We start from the raw sequence: 18,466 nt of genomic DNA on the forward strand, positions 1-18,466 counted from the left end.
GGCGATCACGATTGTTGAAGAGCATGCGACGGAAGGGGGGACGATGTCGACGGCAACGACAGAAAACATAATAGCTCAGCTGGGTTTCAGAGAAGAGATACTACAGCTTCGGGAGATCCTGGATTCCTGGATTGGCGGCGTCCACGATCAAATCAAGCCGCTGCTAGAATGGCAATTCATAACCAGCTCAAAATATTTCAGGCCCCTGACCGTGTTCAGTGTTTATCGAGCGACGACGGACGAGCCGATTCCGAACCGGTTGATTTACTCCGCCGCTGTAGTGGAGATGATACACAATATGACGCTCGTCATCGACGACATCGTCGACGAGTCGGAAATGCGCCGGGGCAGGCCGACCTTGCACTGCCAATTCGGACTCTTGCAGGCTCTCATGGCAGCCGGCTACATCGTGGCGGACGGCTTTCGGATGACGGCGGGCGATAGGATCGATATCCGCTTGATTTCAGATTTGATCAAGCGCCTGGGGGCGGCCGAATGCCTGCAGTGGAACCTGCGACGGCAGCCGCTCGGTGTCGAGGATTGGCTGATGATCGCCGGTGAGGATACAGGTTCGATGTTTGAGACGTGCGCGTGCGTCGCGACCAGGGACGATCGACTGCGCAAGTTCGGTGGGCTGCTCGGTGTCCTCTATCATGGATGCGATGATGTGGGCGACGTGAAAGGGCTGGAATCGCTCGGCGGAGGCGGAGAAGAGGACCTCAGGGATGGGATCCTAACGCTTCCCGCGTCGATTGCCATTCAAGACCCCAACATTGCAGAGTTGTTCTGCAAGCCAACGCGAACCGCTGACGAACTCAAGGAAATCGCGCAAGCCGTGAAGGCGGCCGTGCCGGCTGCCGAGGAGCGGCTCGATCAAATTGCCGCCGAAGCCAAATGGGAGGCACATCTGCACTGCGCTAACCCGTCGATTCTTTACGCGCTTGTCGATCATACGCGAGAGCTGTCGCGCCGTTAGGCCTTAACCGACGCGGCAAGCCTGGACACTTCGGAAATGAGCGATTTGGCTTCCCTCAGGTCAGGAGTCTGGAAAGTTTCGCGAAGGGTCGAGTAAATCGGTCTCAGGGTTTCCAGCGCGGCGCTATGATCGCCTCCGAGTGATAGCAACCGCGCCAGGCCCGTCGCGGCACGAAGCTGCCAGGCCTTGTGGCCGAGCGATCGCGCCAATTCCAAAGCATTCCGAAAATCTGCCTCAGCCATCCCGGGCTGTCCCGTTTCAAGTCTGAGGTGGCCGCGCCAGGTGAGAGTATAGGGTCGCCAGATCAATTCCTGGAGGTTCGCGACCAAAGCGTCCTCCACGGTTTCCAATGCCTTTGCAAAATTGCCGGATCGGGCGTGGGCCTCCGAAAGCAATGTGAGGAAGTAGGTTATCGCCACTTTCGCGCCCGAGCTGGCGAAGCCAGCCAGCGCTTCGTTGATCAAGTCCACGCCCTCGGCGTTGCGCCCAAGCTGCGATCTGGACCAGCCGAGCAGGATGCGCGCCAAATCTGAGGCATAGCCGAGGCCATGTTGCTGCGAAACCGCGAAAAGCCTTTCAGCGACAATCTCGACCCGTCGTGGAGCCTTGAGACACCAATAGAAGTTACCCTTGAAATGCAACGCCATTGCCATGGCATAGGGATCACCACTTTTTTTGGCGAGGGTCATCGCACGAGACATCCGCTCACGCGCGACATCAAGGCGGCCCGCTTGCCAGGCGGCTCGGCTCGCAACCCCTATCGGAATGATGAGATAGGATGCGGCGGAGATGGACTTCGTGTCAAGCAACGGAGACAGCTTGGCGAAATATTCCTCCACTCCTGCAATGTCTCCGGAGTAGAACCGCGCCTGTACCTGCGCGTAGTGAGCAAAGAACAAGTGCTGAGAGTGGGGACCTTCCGTCAAGGCGATATCAAGGATGTCCTGTGCGAGCGAGGCGGCGGTTGTATAATCACCTGTGAAGAAAATGGATGCCCAGGTCCGGGCGCCCTGACGCACCAGCTGAGCGACGTCGCCAAGACGTTCCGCTAGCGTCCGGGCTCGTGCGCCAAGCTCCATCGTCTCCGGTGCAGAATAACCCTTGGTGACCTGCAGTACGCGCACCAGCAAACTGCAGAGGTCCAGGTCGACCCTGTCGCGTTCCTCCGATGGCGACAGCCGCTCCAGCAAAGCGCTTGCCTGACGAAAGGCTTCTTCAGCTTCCTTGAAAGCGCATCTTGCAAGCGCAGCCTGCCCCGCATTCTTCCAGGTCGCAATCGCGAGTTCGACTTCGGCTGCCTCCGACCAATGCCGTGCAAGCAATGCCGGCTGCGCGGCGGCAAGGGCGGGAAATTGTTCGGCTACCGTCCGCGCGACAGCGGAATGCAGCTCTCGCCGCTCGCTCTTGAGCAGCCCTTCGTAGGCAGCGTCGCGGATCAAGGCATGCCTGAATTGGAAAGTCGCCCTGGGCGGCTTGCCTTGCGTATAGATCACATCCGACCGGACCAGCGCATCGAGTGCTGCCTGCACAAAGTGGTCTGAACCCGGCATGACTGCTCGGAGCAAAGCATAGTCAAAGTCGCGCCCGATCACCGCCGCGACCTGCGCCACTCGCCGCGCTGGCCCCAGACGGTCCAACCGGGCTGTTAGCGAGTCGAGCAAGGTCGCTGGAATATCATTTGGTGTCAGATCTCGCTCGCCGTCCAGAAGAAAGGACAGCAATTCCTCGGCGAAGATTGGAATGCCATCGGAGCGCCTGACGATCCGGGCTACCACGTCCTCGGTCAGGCCAACGTTTGGGGATCCTGCTATCATCTGACCGATCTCGTCATCGCTCAGTCTTCCCAGCACGATCGACTTGTCGGTCTTCCGCAATTGCCAAGGCGGACCATACCCCGTCCTTGCGGTGGCAATCAGCAACAGCGGGATGTTGGCGCTCCGCTCCATCAACATCCCAATCAGCTCGATGCTCGAGGGATCAACCCAATGAAGATCTTCGACAACGAGAATCAGCGGCTGGCGCTTGGCGATTTGCAGTATCCATTCGGCCAGTCCGACCATGAGTCGCCCTCTGGCTTCCTCGGGAGCCAGCTGTTCGGGCGTGTCCTGCGCTGGAGAGAGATTCAGCATCTCCGCGATGAGAGGCATCATCGCCGCGGGATCAAGTCCGTTAAATCTGATTGCACGCTCGAGCTGCCTTAACTGATCCTGGTCGCTTTGTTGTTCCGCGCCGTCAAAAGCTTGCGCGAGGAGGCCGGTGACCGAATGGAATGGCGTGCTCTCAGCGAACCGTTCACCGGCACACTCCATCCAAATATGCGCATCCTTGATGCTGGCACGGAATTCTTCCACCAAGCGCGATTTTCCTATTCCAGGCTCACCGGTCAGAAGGACGTACCGCCCTGCGCCGTTGCGCGCGCAGGTCCAACTCGACCGCAGCGCCTCGAACTCACGCTTGCGGTTGACGAATGAACTAGGCCCGCGAACGCGACCCTGTCGCCAGGTTCGACGAATACCGCTCGGAGCAACTGCGCGGTAAAGGTGGATCGGGCGCGCAATGCCTGCGAGCGGGCAGCTGCCATGGTCCTCGACGACGAACTTGCGCGCCACGAGATCGTGCACGGCAGCGGTCATGAGGATTGAATTGGGCGCGCATTTGGCCTGAACACGCGAAGCGATGTTGGGCGTATCGCCAAAGACTTCGACTTTGTTGGTACCTAACTCGTCGATGACGACCCATCCACTATGGATACCGACGCGCACCGCGAGTTCGGTGCTTGTCTTGCCTGCAAGTTGCCGGTTCAGAGGACCCATGGACTCGATGATTGCGAGTCCGGCGCGGACGGCACGTTCTGCATCATCTTCACTGGCAGTCGGCCAGCCGAAATAGGCAAGCACGCCATCGCCCATGTATCGGGCGACGTAGCCGCCGAAACTCCCGATGGCGTCCCCGGCTGCCTCAAGACACTCGGTTACGATGTCGCGCCACTCTTCAGGATCGCGTTCGGATGCAAGGCGGGTCGAGTTGACAAGATCTGCAAACAGCACCGTCAAATGGCGTCGCTCGCGCCGAACACGTTCAGTCGGGCGCCGGAAGATGTCGGGCGGGCTCAGCCCGGACAAGGCAGATACTGATAAAGAGGCGCCGCAGTCCGCACAAAAACGCTTGGGCTGCGGACTTGTCGCGCCGCATTTCTTGCATCGCATGCCACGCTCGCAACGTTACGTCGCTCGATCCTAACCATACCTGGCCGAGCGTTAGATCGTACCCAACGGCATTGATGAGCCTAGGCTACCATCGTTTGAGATCATTGGGCAAAGACCAATTACCGTGGCAGGTGAGCCATGGGGCCTGAATGGTAATTCACTACTTCTAAGAGCAGCTGGCGGCGAGATCTATCAGAGCCACTGCTCACAGGCCTCCATCACAGAAGGGGAGGAGCGAGGGACAGCTCTGCGGGTCAAGATCAGGACCAGGATGGGGACGTACGCGCGCACTTCTGCGAGGTCTACTCACTAGGCGAATAGCCGCGGCAAGCGCTTACTGCTTTTTCGCACCCGCGCGGATGAACCGCCGAAGCAAGTTCAGTGGATCGGCTCCAAGCGCGTCGGCGATCGCGATGAACTCTATGATGTCGAGGCGTCGCTCACCGCCCTCGTACTTCGCCACAAAAGACTGCGGTTTGCGGAGCTTCTTGGCGAGGGTGTGTTGGCGGATGCCTGCCTTATGTCGCGTTGCGACAAGAAGGGCCATGAGGCGGGCATATTCGGCAGATTTGAGGGACTTTTCCATAGCCGCCGGGCGCGTTTCGAATCGGCGGCAGCCAATCTGATCCTGGAACGGGATTATCCCAAAACAGGATAGAATTAACCCTTACGTGCGAAGCTGGCTGGTGAGGCGCTCGGTTGCGCTGGACTTGTACGGCCAGCGGAGCGCAATGGCGGGGTATGACCAACCCCCAAAGGAGACTCACAATGCTCGCTGAACTGCATCAGGACGCGCTTACATCCCACTCCCGCGCCTCGAATATTCGGGAGCAGGCGCTGCTCCATCTCCTTCTCGGGCAGCTGATGGCGGCGCGCTGGCAGCAGGGCCGCCACGACATCGAGGTGCTGACGAGCGAGGTGGACCGGGGCGGCTACGACATCGTGCTGGAAGCCAACGGTATCCTCCGGCACGTCCAGCTGAAGTCGACCTTTTCCGGCTCCAGCGTCCGGCACGTGACGGTCAGCACCCGGCTGCTCGAAAAGCCCAGCGGCTGCGTGATTTGGCTCGAGGTGAATCAGCGCACGCTGGCCTTCGAGCGCTACTTTTGGTTCGGCGGCCAGCCGGGAGCGCGGCTGCCCGACCTGGGCTCAAAGGTCAGCCGGCATACGCGCGCCGACAGCAACGGGCAGAAGCTCGAACGTCCATTGCACCGCGACCTCGGCAAGGCTTGCTTCGAGCAGGTCGATAGCGCGGAACAGCTGCTCACCAGGCTGTTCGGCTAGCTCGGCGCAAGAGAGGAGAGCGGCCAGCCATCCGGAGTCTGGTAGGCACGGCCGTTCTCTCGTGGGACACCTGAACCTTGCGCTGCAGAGGGGTCTTGCGGCTGCGCGGGGCGAACAAGGGCAAAAAACCGATAGGCCTTTAAAGGCCCAGGGGAGGCCGTGGAGAAGATTTGCACTCGGCCCGCACTCCGACAGGTCCGGAATCCCATAAATCGAGCGCAAAATGCAGGTCTTTGCGAGCACGCTCATCGAATTCCGCCAAACAATATTCAATAAAAACAACAATGTGGTGCCTCGCCTAAAGCAGCGGGGACGGTCCTTCTGGTGCAAGTGTGGCCTGCGGCTGCGAGCGGACAGCTCGGCTCATCCGCGCGACGAGACAGTTGGCACAAGTTATGCTATAATTAGCTGATACATTTCTGAGGAGCCAACTTAATGCGTAAGCTTCCCGAAACGATACAATCGCCCGCCTTCGGCTTCGATAAGCCGGCAAAGGAACGCATCATCGAGGCCTCCGACAAATTATTCCGTCTTCTCGGAATCAGGGTCGCGGACAGCTTAATTGCCAAAGACGCGCATTCAAACGTGGACACCGTCCGCAAGTATTTTGGCCATGGTGATCTGCTGATCGCCCGCTTCGTCAAGTCGCTGATTGCGGAGTGCGAGGCGTATTGGCGCAGTCTCGCCGCGGAGTATCCGAACGATCCTGGGGCGCAGCTGCGGTGGTGGCTCACGTTCGAAGAGGATCAAGACGGCTATATGATCCAGCCGCGTGTGTTGCTCTCACGCACGGCAGCGGAATTGTTTGAGCCTCGCCAGCAGCATCACCCGCTGCTGCGGGAGATCGAAGAATATTGGCAGGCGGAACGGCGGCGCGTGGTTGGGCTGTGTCGGGCCGCGGGCTTGCGCGATCCTCTCGAGCTCGCGGACAAGCTACTGTTGCTGGTGCACGGCGCACGCAACGAACGAGGTGCTTACGGGCGCTTGACCCCGAGCCGCGTGCTGCAGAGGGCCGGAATTGAACTGATCGTTGCTCACGGAGCTTCTGGCAGGCCCGCAGCCGTGCACGCTCCCGACTTGGATTGAGGCTGGGCATGACCAAGACCGATGACGCTGCAGTGGTGGTCTTTACCTCGGAGACGCGGCAAGATCTCCTGGCTGGGTCGGGTTCGCGGGGCTGGGTCCTCAATCCCAAAAGCGTCGAGCGCTGCCCCTATCTTGTTTGCTGCAGGCGGCAGGACTGGAACAACAAGGCCGAAGGCATTCCTCCCCGGGCCGCCTTTCTGGTCGGCCGGATTTCATCGCTGACGCCGCTCGATGAGACCAAGAACTCGCGAGGGCAGGCTCGTTTCCACATTGGAATCTCGGACTTCGCCGACATCGCGGTTGCGGAGGTCTGGCGCAAGGAGCTGCGCAACCCCGTTGCCTATGCTGGCCTGAAGCAGCTCGGGATCCCACTCAAGCGGCTGACGTTTCAACCGGTGCCGGAGGCGCGGCCGACGGACTCCCATGCGTCGAAGGGTGGGCTGACCATCGCCGAGGCGAAGAAGGCGTTGGCCGCCACCTTTGGCGTGCGGCCCGAAGATATCGAGATCACGATCAAGGGGTGACGGATTAACCAATGCCGCAATGGCGGGCCGTCTATCGAGCGAGTCGATTTGAAGTATCTGCATAGATGATGATATAGTTTTGGCTTGTCTGCTGGAGAGGCCTCATGAGTGATTTCCGCGTTGACCACCTGCCCATTGCCGAGCTGAAGCCGAACCCGGCCAATGCCAGGCGGCATTCGCGCAAGCAGCTGCATCAGATCGCCGCCTCGATCCGCGAGTTCGGCTTCAACAGCATCGTGGTGATCGACGAGGACGGCATGATCCTGGTCGGTCATGGCCGTGTCGAGGGCGCGCGCATGGCCGGCTTGGAACGGGTGCCGGTGCTGCGGGTCGGCCATCTGACGGCGGCGCAGAAGATCGCGTTCGCGCTCGCCGACAACAAGATCGCGCTGAATTCGGACTGGGACATGGACCAGCTGCGCGAGCTCTGGCGCGAGCTGATGGGGGTCGAGATCAATTTCGATGTGGAGGTCACCGGCTTTGAGACCGCCGAGATTGATCTCTTGGTCGACGGCGAATCGGCGCGCGACAAGCCCGACAAGAGCGATCTGGTTCCGGCCGTGGGGTCAGATCCGGTCTCGCGGCTCGGTGATCACTGGGTGCTGGGCGAGCACCGCCTGCTCTGTGGGGACGCCTGCGATGCTGCCTCTTTCGCCGATGTGATGGATGGCGAGCAGGCGCGCATGGTGTTCACCGACCCGCCTTACAACGTGCCGATCGACGGACATGTCAGCGGGCTCGGCGCGGTCAAGCACCGCGAATTCAAGATGGCCTCCGGCGAGATGAGCTCTTTGGAGTTCGCCGGCTTCTTAAGTGTCGTGTTCGGCAATATGGCGCAGGTAAGCGTGGATGGCGCCATCCATTTCGTGTGCATGGATTGGCGTCACATGGACGAGGTGCTGAAGGCGGCCGGCGGGGTCTATTCCGAGCTGAAGAATCTCTGCGTTTGGAACAAGAGCAACGGCGGCATGGGCTCGTTCTACCGCTCCAAGCATGAGCTGGTGTTCGTCTACAAGGTCGGGCAGGGGCCGCACGTGAACACGGTCGAGCTCGGCAAGCACGGCCGCTATCGCACCAACGTCTGGGACTATGCCGGCATCAACAGTTTTGGCGCGAGCCGTGCAAGCGAGCTCGAAATGCACCCGACGGTAAAGCCGACCGCGCTCGTGATCGACGCCATCAAGGATTGTTCGCGCCGCGGCGATATAGTGCTTGACCCGTTCTCCGGATCGGGGACGACCATCATGGCCGCCCAGAAGTCCCGCAGGCGGGCGCGTGCCATTGAGCTGGATCCGCTCTATGTCGACGTCGCGATCCGCCGCTGGCAGAGCTATACCGGGCAGGCTGCGACAATGGCGTTGTCGGGCGAGACCTTCGCTGAGATCGAGCAGCGCCGAGCCGATCCACTGCAGTAAACGGCGTTCGGCGATGTTCGAGCTCAACAGAATTTGCAACGAGCGCACCCTTTTCAGGTCTGAATCCGGTGAATGCAGTGGTGGTGAGGCAAGCTTACCGTTCGGCAACCAATTTGCGGCGATCATGCGGGTTCTCAGCAAGGAGGCCGAAAATGGGCAAGCAGGCGGCCATGGCCAAGCTAGTCGCAAAGCGCCGCGCAGAGTCCGGTGGCCGCTATCATCACTTGCACCTTTATGATGGCGGGAGTTGGGACCTCGACTTCGTCGTGCCTTGGACAAAGTCGGCGTGCTATCTGGATGCGGACCTGATGATCATCGGGCAGGATTGGGCCTCTGAGGATTATCTCCGGCGCAACAATGATGCGAAACAGCGTGCTGATCGCGCTGTCACCGGACAGGACGCCCATCTCGCAACCAACCAGAATCTAAAGCGTCTGCTGACACTGCATTTTGGTCTGTGCTTTTCGCGGACCTATGCCACCAACGTACTGGTCTATATCAAGCCAGGCGGGATGAGCAGCAAGGTCCCGAAGAAGGATCTTACCCGCTGCGCCACAGCCTACACCTTGCCTGAGCTCGAGATCGTAAAGCCGCGAATGGCTTTATGCCTTGGGGCCGTGACATTCGATTCCGTCCGGTCAGCTCTCGGCTTGGGAAGGCTGGGATGGCAGGACGCCTGCATTCCCTCTGCACACACACGGTCGGGCCCCACGGAGATCTACGGCGTCCCTCATACCGGCAGTTGGGGTACGAAGAACGCGGGAGGACCACAAGCGGTCGACGCGATCTGGGCAACTCTCGCCCGCCGCTTCCACGTGCTCGCAGGCTCTGCTCGGGAGTCGTTTGCTGTCATCGATGTTGATCGATGTGTTGGGACGAAGAGCGCCCAAGCTCGATCAGCGCGCATCGCGTTTTTCAAGAATGCGCGCCTCTGTTGATTAAACCGCTGACCTGAGCTATGAAGAAGTCACCTCGCACCAGAGCTTCGGTTGAGCCCATGTGGGCTTTGCGTGATGCACAGACCGGGCAAGTAGTACGTAAATGATGGCGTGACGCCTGATGGGTTCAAATTCCTGCAAGCAGGAATTTGGTGAACCCGGAGGCCACGCCATTTTTGTGTGTGCGAGTGTCCTCCTGAAGTCATCAATCAAGACTCGAGGAGCTCACTATGGCTCGTAATCGCAAGGGACAGTTTGAAAAGGGGACGACTGGCAATCCGAGGGGGCGGCCGCGGAAGCAGCGGCATCCTATCTCCGACGATCAGGTCCGCCGCGACTTCTTCGAGGCGGAGGAGACGCTGGTGCCGATCGTCGTGGGAAATAAGCGCGAGATGGTCCCTGCGCGGGTGGCAATAGACAAGCAGCTGATCTTTAAGGCGGCGACAGGCGATCCGCGTGCTATGGCACAGTACTACAAGCGGAAGGATCGGTTTGTCGTTGAGTACGCCAACCAGCAGCTCGAGAATCTGCGCGTCATTGTCGAAAGCGAAGACCGCTTGCGTCAGTTCCCCGAGGACGTCACAGACGAATTTAAGAGAGCACTGAGCCTGCTGAAGCAGACTATAGATCGACATTACTATCCGATTTAGTCGGATCCGGCGCCGACCCGCCATTTTTGAGCTAACTACGAGAGGAGTGCATCATTGCACTCCTCTTCTAGTTTTAGCTTGTCCTTGTCATCGGCCAATCCGGCCGGCGCCCTCAAACATCCTGCCCTTCAGCATTGACGCGTGCGCCGAGCCTGCTAGCGCCCTGCTAAGACCCTGTAAGAGCCCTGATCGCCTCCTGTTCTGAAACCTGTTCGGATCGCGGCCGCGCTTCGCTCACCCCTCGCAAGCTCCTCAAAAGGCGCCGTTTTCTCCCGCGTGGCGGCCGTGGCGCGATTCCCGCGGCTATTTATCAGGCGCATCAGGTCAGGCCCGACAGCCTGGCCACGCAGGCCTCGAACCCCCGCGTCCGGCTCGGCAATCTTTTCAGCCGCCCAAATGAAAGCGGCCGCTACCGTTTGGTCGGCGCGGCGGGTTGATGATTGCGGACGTCCGGGTTGCGGTTAGCCAGTCGTTCCGGCGCGTCATCCGCACCGTACCAATATCTCCACCAGCGCTGCGACACCGGCCGTGCCCGCGCCTTCATGGCTGCGACTTCCTCGACCGGGCCAAGCTGCAACGCGTCGCATCGCTTCATGGTGCTGGAGCAACTCGCCGAGGTCAGCATTGAGGTCGACGTGGTGGTTCAATTTTGCGCATTGAGCGCCTACTATATCGAGTGGCCTCTTCGCGGGAGAGGATGCATACTATCCGAGTTGAAGATGCCTTCTTGACCCCGACGTCGGGTCTCACGCTGCCTCGATCTTAATCGCTTAACTCCATTAATTGACCGCGGGCGCGCATAGTCACGCAAAATACTTAGGTGTCGATTGACAGAAGAGAGGTTTGAAGTGCTAGACGCGCTTCGCGGCTTCGCCGCCATTGGCGTCCTGTTTTTTCACATCTCAATCGTCGGTGCGCCGCAGTTGGCACCTCACGGCTATCTGGCGGTGGATTTCTTCTTCATGCTTAGCGGGTTCGTGCTTTCGCACTCGTATGCGATGCGTCTTCAATCTCGCAGGCTAACAGTTGCCAAATTCCTGCAAATTCGCATGAAGAGGTTATTGCCGCTTAGTTTGTTGGGACTCTTGTTGGGAACAGGGTATTTCTTACTCCGATTGGTGCTTCAGAAACATTCGCAATACGCACTTTCTGACATCCTCGGCGGGACGGCCTTCAACGCGGCTTTGGGTAAGTCAGGCTCCCACAGACACGACATTTCCCACCAACACCCCAATGTGGTCGTTGTCATTTGAAATCGCCGTCAACTTACTTTGGGCGGCGCTGATATTGCGGGTAGATACGAAGTGCGCCTGGGTGATCACCGCTGTCACTGGTGGACTCCTTGCCCTAACGATCCTTAAACACGGTACCGCCGATCTTGGGGCTACGTGGACTACTTTTTTCGGAGGTGCTGTTCGCACCCTGTTCGGCTTCTTTACCGGCGTTCTGGTTTGGCATTACCGCCCCAAACCATTCCTGCCCACACTTCTACTTTGGCCAATGCTCCTTCTGCTCGCGACCGTCTTTTGCCTTCCGATCCGAAGCTCTGTGTTCGATGCTGTTTCGATCGTCCTTATCTTTCCACTCCTATTGTATCTGTCCGTCGCTTGCCATCTCCAGCAAAAGCAGCGTCTTCTTAGTGTGCTAGGCCGCCTTTCGTATCCACTCTACATCGTTCACGTTCCAATCCTTATGACGACGGTCGGTCTGCTAAAGGCAACTCATCTTGAGCAGGCAGCCTCTTGTTACCTCTTTACACTAGTACCGATTTGCATTCTGCTGGCGATCGGTCTGGACAAGTATTACGATTCCCCGATCACGTCGGTTCTTGCAAAGCACAGGGTCAGGTCTTTGTAGCTTCAGAGCCTGCCAGCGCCACCGGGCAACCCGAAAGTGCGCGTCATATTTTAGGCACTCGCTGCACAAACCTAAACCAGCTTCTCTGAGAACCTTTGTCGCGAAAACCGAGCGAGCTGCGCTGGCGCCGAGCAGGCGGCACCAGGAGCTTCTGCTCGCGATGCATCTAATTTGCTGGTCGCGCTTTCAGAAATGCGCTTCAATCATCCAATACATACCGGGTCACTGGATGGTCGCTGATGACGAACAGCCTTGACGAGGCGCGGTACGATGCAGTGGTGTTGGGCGCTGGAATCAGCGGCCTTGTAGCGACATCGATCTTGCTGCGCGACGGCGCGAGGAACGTCCTTGTCGTCGACGAGTACGCCTGGAGCGGTGGAAACCACATTGACTGCAAGGTCGGCGACTACACCTTCGATGTCGGCAGCTACATCTTCCAGGACGATTCGCCGTTATTGGCGCACTTTCCCGAGTTGTTACCGCTCTATATTCAAATCTACCCGTCGTGGGGGCGTCTCACTCCGCAAGGCGCAGTAAGTCACTATCCGCTATCCATCAAGGACGATCTGCTTTCAGCCGGCCCGTTGGAATGGCTTTGGATGGCGAGCTCGATCATCTTTGCCCGAACCTTCCGCCGCAGGATCCGAAGTGCCAAGGACTTTGCAACCTTCTGGATTGGAAGGCGGTTACTGGAGCGCACAGGGCTCGGTTATTATTTGAGCCGGTTCTACGGATTTCCTGCCGATCAGGTCGACGTCAAGTTTGCAGAGAAAAGGATGCTTTGGATTAAGGAGCATGCGACGCTGCGAAACCTTGTTGGGCGGGCCTTTCGTCGTGCCCCCAATGTGGCTTCCAATCAACAACTTGTTCGACCGCGGGAGGGCTTCGGATTCCTGTATCGCAAGGCAATGGAGCGGCTCGAAAGTCAAGGCGCAGGCTTTGTGCTGGGGACCAAGATAGCTCGCGTTCAAAGGCAGAACGGCGAGTTTTCGATTGTCCTGGCGAACGACCGTGCGATCTTCGGCCATCGCCTGGTCTCGACCATTCCCCTAGCACGCATCCAAGATCTGTGTGGTCTGCAAACGCATCGAGAGCTGAAAACTGTGACGTTGCTGACGTTGTTCTATAGCTTTTCCGGTGAGAGAGGCTTCAAGCAACCAATCCTGTACAATTTTTCAAGCGAAGGGGCGTGGAAGCGCCTCACGATTCATTCCGATTTTTACGGCAGGTGCCACGGCCGAGAATTCTTCTCCGTCGAAGTCAATGCTGAGCACGTGGCGCACGACATTGGTACGGCAGATAGCGACTTTAGAACTCACACCTGCGACAACAGACTGTTTTTGGGCGACCTTCGGCTCGAGGGCACGCATATGCTTGACAATGCCTACCCGATCTACACCGACCAGGCCGACGAACACGCGGCAAGCACGGTGGCCGCACTGCGCAAGTTAGGCATCGAATCGATTGGACGGCAAGGCAGATTTGACTATCAACCGACCGCTCGCGACTCCACCTTAAAAGCCGAAGCGGCGCTTCGTTCGGATCAGCCCGGTCAGACGTGGTCTGGATCAGATGCGAGCGCGCCCTAGACTTCATCAGGTAGATTGCAACACTTTGTACTGGGCCTGTTGAAGACGCGGTCAACGGGTGCTCGGGCAACAAAGGAGCCTTCGAAGCGGAAATTGGGCGTCACTCAGTGGCGGTCGAGCAGGGTGGGAGTGCGGGCGGCGGGCTCATGCGCCATCTTCCTGACCGCGCCAATGAGGCCGCGCAAGCGACCGCAGTTCGTGCAAAAAACTGGCGTGTCATCGAGGGCTCCGTCAGCACACTGAAACGTAACCGCCAGGGTCGCGCAGTTCGAGCAAACGGATTCGAAAGCTGTGGACTGGGTCGAACTCGCTCTCATCATCATCCCTCAATGGTTCGATCGATCTCGCAACTCGAGAGTGTCGCAACGGCTTCAAGTCGGATCTCCCAATCGAGCGGTGATCAAATCTTCGGTTCAAATGGTTTTCTGTGCTCGCAGAGGGTATCAGGCCTCCTGTCTTCAGAGATGTCCGGTCGGGGCGGCGAGTCGACTTTCAATATGCTGCATCCTCGAATAGAGCCGGGATGGTAGCCAGCATGATCTTGCTGTCGAGTACCATGGACCAATTGCGCGCGTAGAATGCATCGCAGGCAACGCGCCGGCGGTAAGTGGTTGTACTGCGACCGCTCACTTGCCAAAGGCCGGTAATTCCAGGACGGCAGGAGAGGTAGGCGTCGACCTTGTACGCGTACCGCGCCAGTTCTTCTTCGGTGACCGGCCGAGGTCCGACGATGCTCATGTCACCGCGAATGACATTGAACAACTGAGGCAATTCGTCGAGGCTGGAGCGACGCAGCGCTGCGCCCAACAGCGTGACGCGAGGGTCTGCGCGCAACTTGCGAGTGGCCTTCCACTCGGCGGCGGCCGCAGGATCCGACTCCAACAACCGTTGCAGCCGCTCCGCTGCGTCAGGGGCCATGGTACGAAACTTCAGACAGTCGAAGGTCTGACCATTAAAGCCAACCCGTCTATGACGAAACAGCACCGGTCCTGGCGAGAACAAAATCAAGGCCGAGCAACAGAGCAACAGCAAAGGAGAAAGCAGCAGAATGCCAAAAGCTGCCAATACAAGATCAACCGATCTCTTTACGCCTGTACCCACGGGACGCGGTGCCACGTGGGCGGGAGAACGTCTCTTTGCGGAAATGAAAGGCAACTCGCCGCGTGTATCGACCACATTGGCCATTGCGGGAACTCCATAAAACAAAACCTAAAATGCCTTCGAGCTCGTCCCCTCTTTTCTTGCTGTCTCATCGCCCCCCAATGCGAGCAGATTAAATTCTGACGGCGGTGCAAAATTAATACAAGTTTAAAGTTTCGGCAGAGCCAGCGGATTTTTTCGGCGCAGTATCAATTGAGCTCGTGATGACTTTGCGATTTGAAAAGGCGGAAGCAGCGCCTCTACCTTCCTTCAGTTTTGGTAATAGGAATAGCGCCGATCGGAATAACCCTCAAAGCGACGCATAAACGCTTCGTCGGTTTTGTTGAGGACGGTGCCAAGCAATCGCTCCGAAACAAGCGGCGATGACTGGATTGCCTTGAGGACCTCGTTGGTGGACGTGCCCCATTCAACCACCATCACAAAAGCGTCAAACAGGCTTGCGACCGCTCTGACGTCAGCGATGGGCAAGATCGGCGGCAAATCGCAAATGATGTAGTCGTAGTCCTCGCGAGCTCGCTCCAGTCCCAGCCTGACCGATGGCGCACAAAGCACATCCGAGCTGTTCGAGGGCGGTGCCCCAGATGGCGAGGGGACGACATCGAAGTTGAAATTGAGGTCGTTGATGATCGCGTCTTTGAGACGCAACCGATCGACCACCATCCGTTGCAGCCCCAACCGGCGCTCGTAGCCAAGCATTTTGGACAAGGCCGGTTTACGCAGATCGGAATCAATCAGAAGCGTGCGGGCTCCGCTTCTCGCAAGGAATGCGGCGAGCGCCGCGGTGGCGGTTGTCTTCCCTTCGCCGGGAAGGGCCGACGTAATGCCGATCACTTTTGGCTTGGCCGGATGCAGGTCGATGGCGACCTTGATGTAACGCAACGCCTCGGCCGTAGCTGAAAAAGGAGCGGCTTTGTTGATCTGCTGGAAGGCGCTGGCGTGACCGCCGCGCCATCGCGTCCGCAGCTTTGAAACAGCTGGGAAAGCGGCCAGGCAGGGCGTGCTCAACAGCTTCTCGAGCTGGTCACGTGTGTGGACCCTCCGGTACATGAATTGCTCTCGGGCTATTGCTGCGAGCGTGCCCAGGCCGAGCCCGCACATCGCTGCGAAAGCCAAAGCGATGGCGAGCTTGGGCGAGCTTGGCTTTGTAGGTGCCGACGCTTCCGTCACCACGCGGGCCTCGGTCGACGGAAACGACTGCTGTTGCACCGACTGGGTGAATCGAGATAGGAAGGCCTCGTAGATGCCACGATAGGTGTTTGCACCCGTTTCCAGCTCCCGCAGGTGAACCTGAGCTTGCCGCGTCGCCCCGGATTGCTGGAAGATCTCGATCATTCGCCTATCGATCGCCTCCTCCTGCGACTTCGCAATCTGGAGTTCGCTCTTATAGCTCTCCGCGATACGGGAGATTTCATCCCACATCGATCGTTGCAGCGCTGCCATTTCCGATCGCAGATTCCTGGCGGCCTCATGCTCGGCCCCATAGCGCGCGCTCCATTCGGCTTGCTTGTTTTGGTTCTCCAGGTATTTCTGACGTAGCTTGGTAATCACCGGACTGTTAAGCGCATCCGTGACAACCGGATCTGGGATCGTGAAATTCTCCTTCTCAGGTCGTTGTTCGAGAATGCGTTGTATACGCTCGAGCTTGGCGCGAGCTTGGCTGGTGTCGGCGCGAGCTTTGGCCAGTGCGACGCCGAGCTGATCGAGCTCAACCTCGCTCGCCAACTTGCCTTCGACGCCAATGATAATGCCGTTTTCGGCCTTGAAGTCCTGCACGGCTTTGTAGGCATTGCTGGCCTGCTGACGGAGTTCGCTGATCCGCTGTTCCAGCCAAACGCTGGCGCGTCGGGTAGCCTCGTACTTTGCCTGCAGCCGGTATTCGATATAGGCATCGGCGAAAGCATTGGCGATCCGTGCAGCCTTGTCCGGGTCAAGCGAAGTATAGGCGATCTGCTCGACGTAGCTGCGGCCCAAACGGGTGACGCGCAGATTGTCCTTGAGAACGCCAAGCGCGCGTCGCTCCAGCTCGGCAGACGAAGGCCTTTCTTCGGACGGTTTCGTTAGCCGCAACCATCGGGCCAAGCGGCTTGTGATTGCGTTGCCCGAGGCGACGAACTCTGGATCATCCGTGAGATGCAACTTGTTTATGACCGCTTTGCCGACCTTTTCTGACCTGGTGGTCTCGATCTCACTCTCCACAACAGCGTCGTCTACGCCTTGATGTTCCTGGGAATTCTCACTTCGTGGCGAAGTAATTCCCTTGGTATCAACGAACATGTCAGCCTGCGCCGTGAACTTGCGAGGCGCCATCCCGACGTAGAGCGAGCCAAGCGCCAACGAGGCGGCCGTCATGAAGGCAATAAGACGCCATTCGCGACGTAAGAAGTCGCGTAGCAGAAGCAGAGATCTTGCCTGATCAGGGGCGGCTTCTGTCGCCGTCGCATAGGGCCGAAATTCGCCGGCGATGTTCATTCCACGCCCTCAACTCAACTCGTTTTATGAACGCGTACAGTCCAAAAGGAGCGGCTCGCATCTGCTCGCACAAACAAGAATTGGCATTTAAACAAAAAGCAGTATCGCCCATTAAATTGATGTTACAGAGCCTAAATGCCGTGCAGGCTGTGCTCAAGGAACAGTCAATTGAGGGTTGATCTCATGCCGAGCGCTTCCTTGCTTTGCTGTCTCGATCTGGCGCGTTGGGCGAAAGGGAATCGATATGCGAACGCATTTTGCGGATGAATGGCTCGCGGCCAAACTGCTGGGCGTGAGCAACGATAGCCTCGGGCTCAAAGGTCATTCGCTCGAATCGGGCAATGCTATTGCTGATGGCATCAATGGTCTGCTCGTCGAAGAATAGACCAGTCAGGTCGTTTGCGACTGTTTCGGTAGCGCCCCCCCGCCCGAAAGCGATCACCGGACGTCCGCTCGCCATGGCCTCTACCGGGACCATGCCGAAGTCTTCTTCTCCCGGGAAGATGAGCGCGCGACAGCGCGCGTAATGGTGCTTGAGTTCCTCGAACGGCTGCGGTCCGAGCACGGAAACGGTCGGGCCGGCGAGGCGGCGAATCTCGGATAACATCTCGCCGCCGCCGATGACCACCAGCTTCTGTTTCAATTCGTTAAACGCGCGTACCGCAAGGTCGGGCCGCTTGTAGGACACGAGTTCGCCGGCCATCAGATAGTAGTCGCCGAGTTCGGAGGAGGGGCACGGCGAGAATGCTGCAGTATCCACTGGAGGATGAATCACGTTGGCGTCGAGACCGTAGTAGCGGCGGATACGGCCGGCGACGGTTGCGGAATTGGCAACGAAGCTATCGACCCGTGCGGCGGAAGCGACATCCCACAGTCTTAGATAGTGCGCAAGCGAGGGCATGGCCAGCCGCGCGAGCGAACCGGCGCTGGCTCGGTAATCGTGAAACATATTCCAGATGTAGCGCATGGGTGTGTGGCAATAGCAGACGTGGAGGGCGTGAGGAGGAGCAATGACGCCTTTTGCCGGTCCGGATTCGCTGCTGAGAATCAGATCATAGTCGCGCAAATCTAGCTGCTCCAGAGCGAGCGGCATGAGCGGGAGATAGGTCTTGTACATGCGTGGAGCGCGCGGTAGTCGATTGATAAAGGTCGAAACAACGCGGTGTTTGCGAATAGTTTCGGAAACCATTTCTGGAACATAGACGTGCGTATAGATGTCCGCCTCGGGATACATCTCGCAAAGAGCTTCGAGGACTTTCTCGCCCCCGCGCATCCCCACAAGCCAATAGTGAATGATCGCGACTTTCATGC

Annotated in this window: 14 protein-coding genes; 9 read left to right on the forward strand and 5 right to left on the reverse strand. The window is 58.5% G+C overall.

The window, feature by feature from the left end; genetic code table 11:
• The first annotated feature begins 43 nt into the window (after positions 1 to 43).
• A complete protein-coding gene (locus I6F09_RS15320) occupies positions 44 to 976 on the forward strand; it encodes a polyprenyl synthetase family protein (protein WP_225188437.1) in 933 nt (310 codons plus the stop codon).
• On the opposite strand, the gene I6F09_RS15325 is transcribed toward I6F09_RS15320, so the two are convergent.
• The gene (locus I6F09_RS15325; RefSeq protein WP_225188438.1) at positions 973 to 4,182 is read right to left on the reverse strand and encodes an adenylate/guanylate cyclase domain-containing protein; all 3,210 of its coding nucleotides are present in this window, start codon (positions 4,180 to 4,182) and stop codon (positions 973 to 975) included. The genes I6F09_RS15320 and I6F09_RS15325 overlap by 4 nt on opposite strands.
• 334 nt (positions 4,183 to 4,516) lie before the next feature.
• Positions 4,517 to 4,768, reverse strand: coding sequence for a helix-turn-helix transcriptional regulator (locus I6F09_RS15330; RefSeq protein ID WP_225188439.1), 252 nt, complete (start codon positions 4,766 to 4,768; stop codon positions 4,517 to 4,519).
• Positions 4,769 to 4,950: 182 nt separating this feature from the next.
• Here I6F09_RS15330 and I6F09_RS15335 point away from each other — a divergent pair, with 182 nt between their 5' ends.
• The 8 genes from I6F09_RS15335 (at position 4,951) to I6F09_RS15370 (ending at position 13,525) form a co-directional block, all read left to right on the forward strand.
• Positions 4,951 to 5,466: a hypothetical protein gene (locus I6F09_RS15335; protein WP_225188440.1), complete on the forward strand. Its 516-nt coding sequence runs from the start codon at positions 4,951 to 4,953 to the stop codon at positions 5,464 to 5,466.
• Between the two features lie 435 nt (positions 5,467 to 5,901).
• Positions 5,902 to 6,552 carry a hypothetical protein gene (locus I6F09_RS15340; protein ID WP_225188441.1) on the forward strand — a complete coding sequence of 217 codons (651 nt, stop codon included), beginning with the start codon at positions 5,902 to 5,904 and terminating at the stop codon, positions 6,550 to 6,552.
• Between the two features lie 8 nt (positions 6,553 to 6,560).
• Positions 6,561 to 7,076, forward strand: a complete 516-nt coding sequence (locus tag I6F09_RS15345; RefSeq protein WP_225188442.1) for a hypothetical protein — start codon at positions 6,561 to 6,563, stop codon at positions 7,074 to 7,076.
• Between the two features lie 104 nt (positions 7,077 to 7,180).
• The gene (locus I6F09_RS15350) at positions 7,181 to 8,491 is read left to right on the forward strand and encodes a DNA methyltransferase (protein WP_225188443.1); all 1,311 of its coding nucleotides are present in this window, start codon (positions 7,181 to 7,183) and stop codon (positions 8,489 to 8,491) included.
• Positions 8,492 to 8,643: 152 nt separating this feature from the next.
• A complete protein-coding gene (locus I6F09_RS15355) occupies positions 8,644 to 9,429 on the forward strand; it encodes a uracil-DNA glycosylase family protein (protein ID WP_225188444.1) in 786 nt (261 codons plus the stop codon).
• Between the two features lie 230 nt (positions 9,430 to 9,659).
• Entirely contained in the window at positions 9,660 to 10,079 is a 420-nt protein-coding gene (locus tag I6F09_RS15360; RefSeq protein ID WP_225188445.1) for a DUF5681 domain-containing protein, read from the forward strand.
• 827 nt (positions 10,080 to 10,906) lie between these two features.
• Positions 10,907 to 11,332 (forward strand): acyltransferase family protein, encoded by a 426-nt coding sequence (locus I6F09_RS37385; protein WP_249784488.1) that lies wholly within the window; start codon positions 10,907 to 10,909, stop codon positions 11,330 to 11,332.
• 843 nt (positions 11,333 to 12,175) lie between these two features.
• Positions 12,176 to 13,525: an NAD(P)-binding protein gene (locus I6F09_RS15370; protein ID WP_225188446.1), complete on the forward strand. Its 1,350-nt coding sequence runs from the start codon at positions 12,176 to 12,178 to the stop codon at positions 13,523 to 13,525.
• Between the two features lie 492 nt (positions 13,526 to 14,017).
• Here I6F09_RS15370 and I6F09_RS15375 read toward each other — a convergent pair whose 3' ends face one another.
• From I6F09_RS15375 to I6F09_RS15385, 3 genes are all read right to left on the reverse strand, one after another.
• Positions 14,018 to 14,710 (reverse strand): sugar transferase, encoded by a 693-nt coding sequence (locus tag I6F09_RS15375; protein WP_225188447.1) that lies wholly within the window; start codon positions 14,708 to 14,710, stop codon positions 14,018 to 14,020.
• A 225-nt stretch (positions 14,711 to 14,935) separates the two neighbouring features.
• Positions 14,936 to 17,155 (reverse strand): AAA family ATPase, encoded by a 2,220-nt coding sequence (locus I6F09_RS15380; RefSeq protein ID WP_225188448.1) that lies wholly within the window; start codon positions 17,153 to 17,155, stop codon positions 14,936 to 14,938.
• Positions 17,156 to 17,336: 181 nt separating this feature from the next.
• Positions 17,337 to 18,464 (reverse strand): glycosyltransferase, encoded by a 1,128-nt coding sequence (locus I6F09_RS15385; RefSeq protein WP_225188449.1) that lies wholly within the window; start codon positions 18,462 to 18,464, stop codon positions 17,337 to 17,339.
• Positions 18,465 to 18,466: the final 2 nt, after the last annotated feature.

It is taken from the genome of Bradyrhizobium sp. IC3195 (assembly GCF_020193585.1).
Classification (GTDB): Bacteria; Pseudomonadota; Alphaproteobacteria; order Rhizobiales; family Xanthobacteraceae; genus Bradyrhizobium; species Bradyrhizobium yuanmingense.

Excerpts from the sequence above, each read along its gene's own strand:
- I6F09_RS15320 (WP_225188437.1), top strand. The coding sequence starts at position 44 with ATGTCGACGGCAACGACAGAAAACATAATAGCTCAGCTGGGTTTCAGA.
- I6F09_RS15325 (WP_225188438.1), bottom strand. The coding sequence starts at position 4,182 with ATGCGATGCAAGAAATGCGGCGCGACAAGTCCGCAGCCCAAGCGTTTT.
- I6F09_RS15330 (WP_225188439.1), bottom strand. The coding sequence starts at position 4,768 with ATGGAAAAGTCCCTCAAATCTGCCGAATATGCCCGCCTCATGGCCCTT.
- I6F09_RS15335 (WP_225188440.1), top strand. The coding sequence starts at position 4,951 with ATGCTCGCTGAACTGCATCAGGACGCGCTTACATCCCACTCCCGCGCC.
- I6F09_RS15340 (WP_225188441.1), top strand. The coding sequence starts at position 5,902 with ATGCGTAAGCTTCCCGAAACGATACAATCGCCCGCCTTCGGCTTCGAT.
- I6F09_RS15345 (WP_225188442.1), top strand. The coding sequence starts at position 6,561 with ATGACCAAGACCGATGACGCTGCAGTGGTGGTCTTTACCTCGGAGACG.
- I6F09_RS15350 (WP_225188443.1), top strand. The coding sequence starts at position 7,181 with ATGAGTGATTTCCGCGTTGACCACCTGCCCATTGCCGAGCTGAAGCCG.
- I6F09_RS15355 (WP_225188444.1), top strand. The coding sequence starts at position 8,644 with ATGGGCAAGCAGGCGGCCATGGCCAAGCTAGTCGCAAAGCGCCGCGCA.
- I6F09_RS15360 (WP_225188445.1), top strand. The coding sequence starts at position 9,660 with ATGGCTCGTAATCGCAAGGGACAGTTTGAAAAGGGGACGACTGGCAAT.
- I6F09_RS15370 (WP_225188446.1), top strand. The coding sequence starts at position 12,176 with ATGACGAACAGCCTTGACGAGGCGCGGTACGATGCAGTGGTGTTGGGC.
- I6F09_RS15375 (WP_225188447.1), bottom strand. The coding sequence starts at position 14,710 with ATGGCCAATGTGGTCGATACACGCGGCGAGTTGCCTTTCATTTCCGCA.
- I6F09_RS15380 (WP_225188448.1), bottom strand. The coding sequence starts at position 17,155 with ATGAACATCGCCGGCGAATTTCGGCCCTATGCGACGGCGACAGAAGCC.
- I6F09_RS15385 (WP_225188449.1), bottom strand. The coding sequence starts at position 18,464 with ATGAAAGTCGCGATCATTCACTATTGGCTTGTGGGGATGCGCGGGGGC.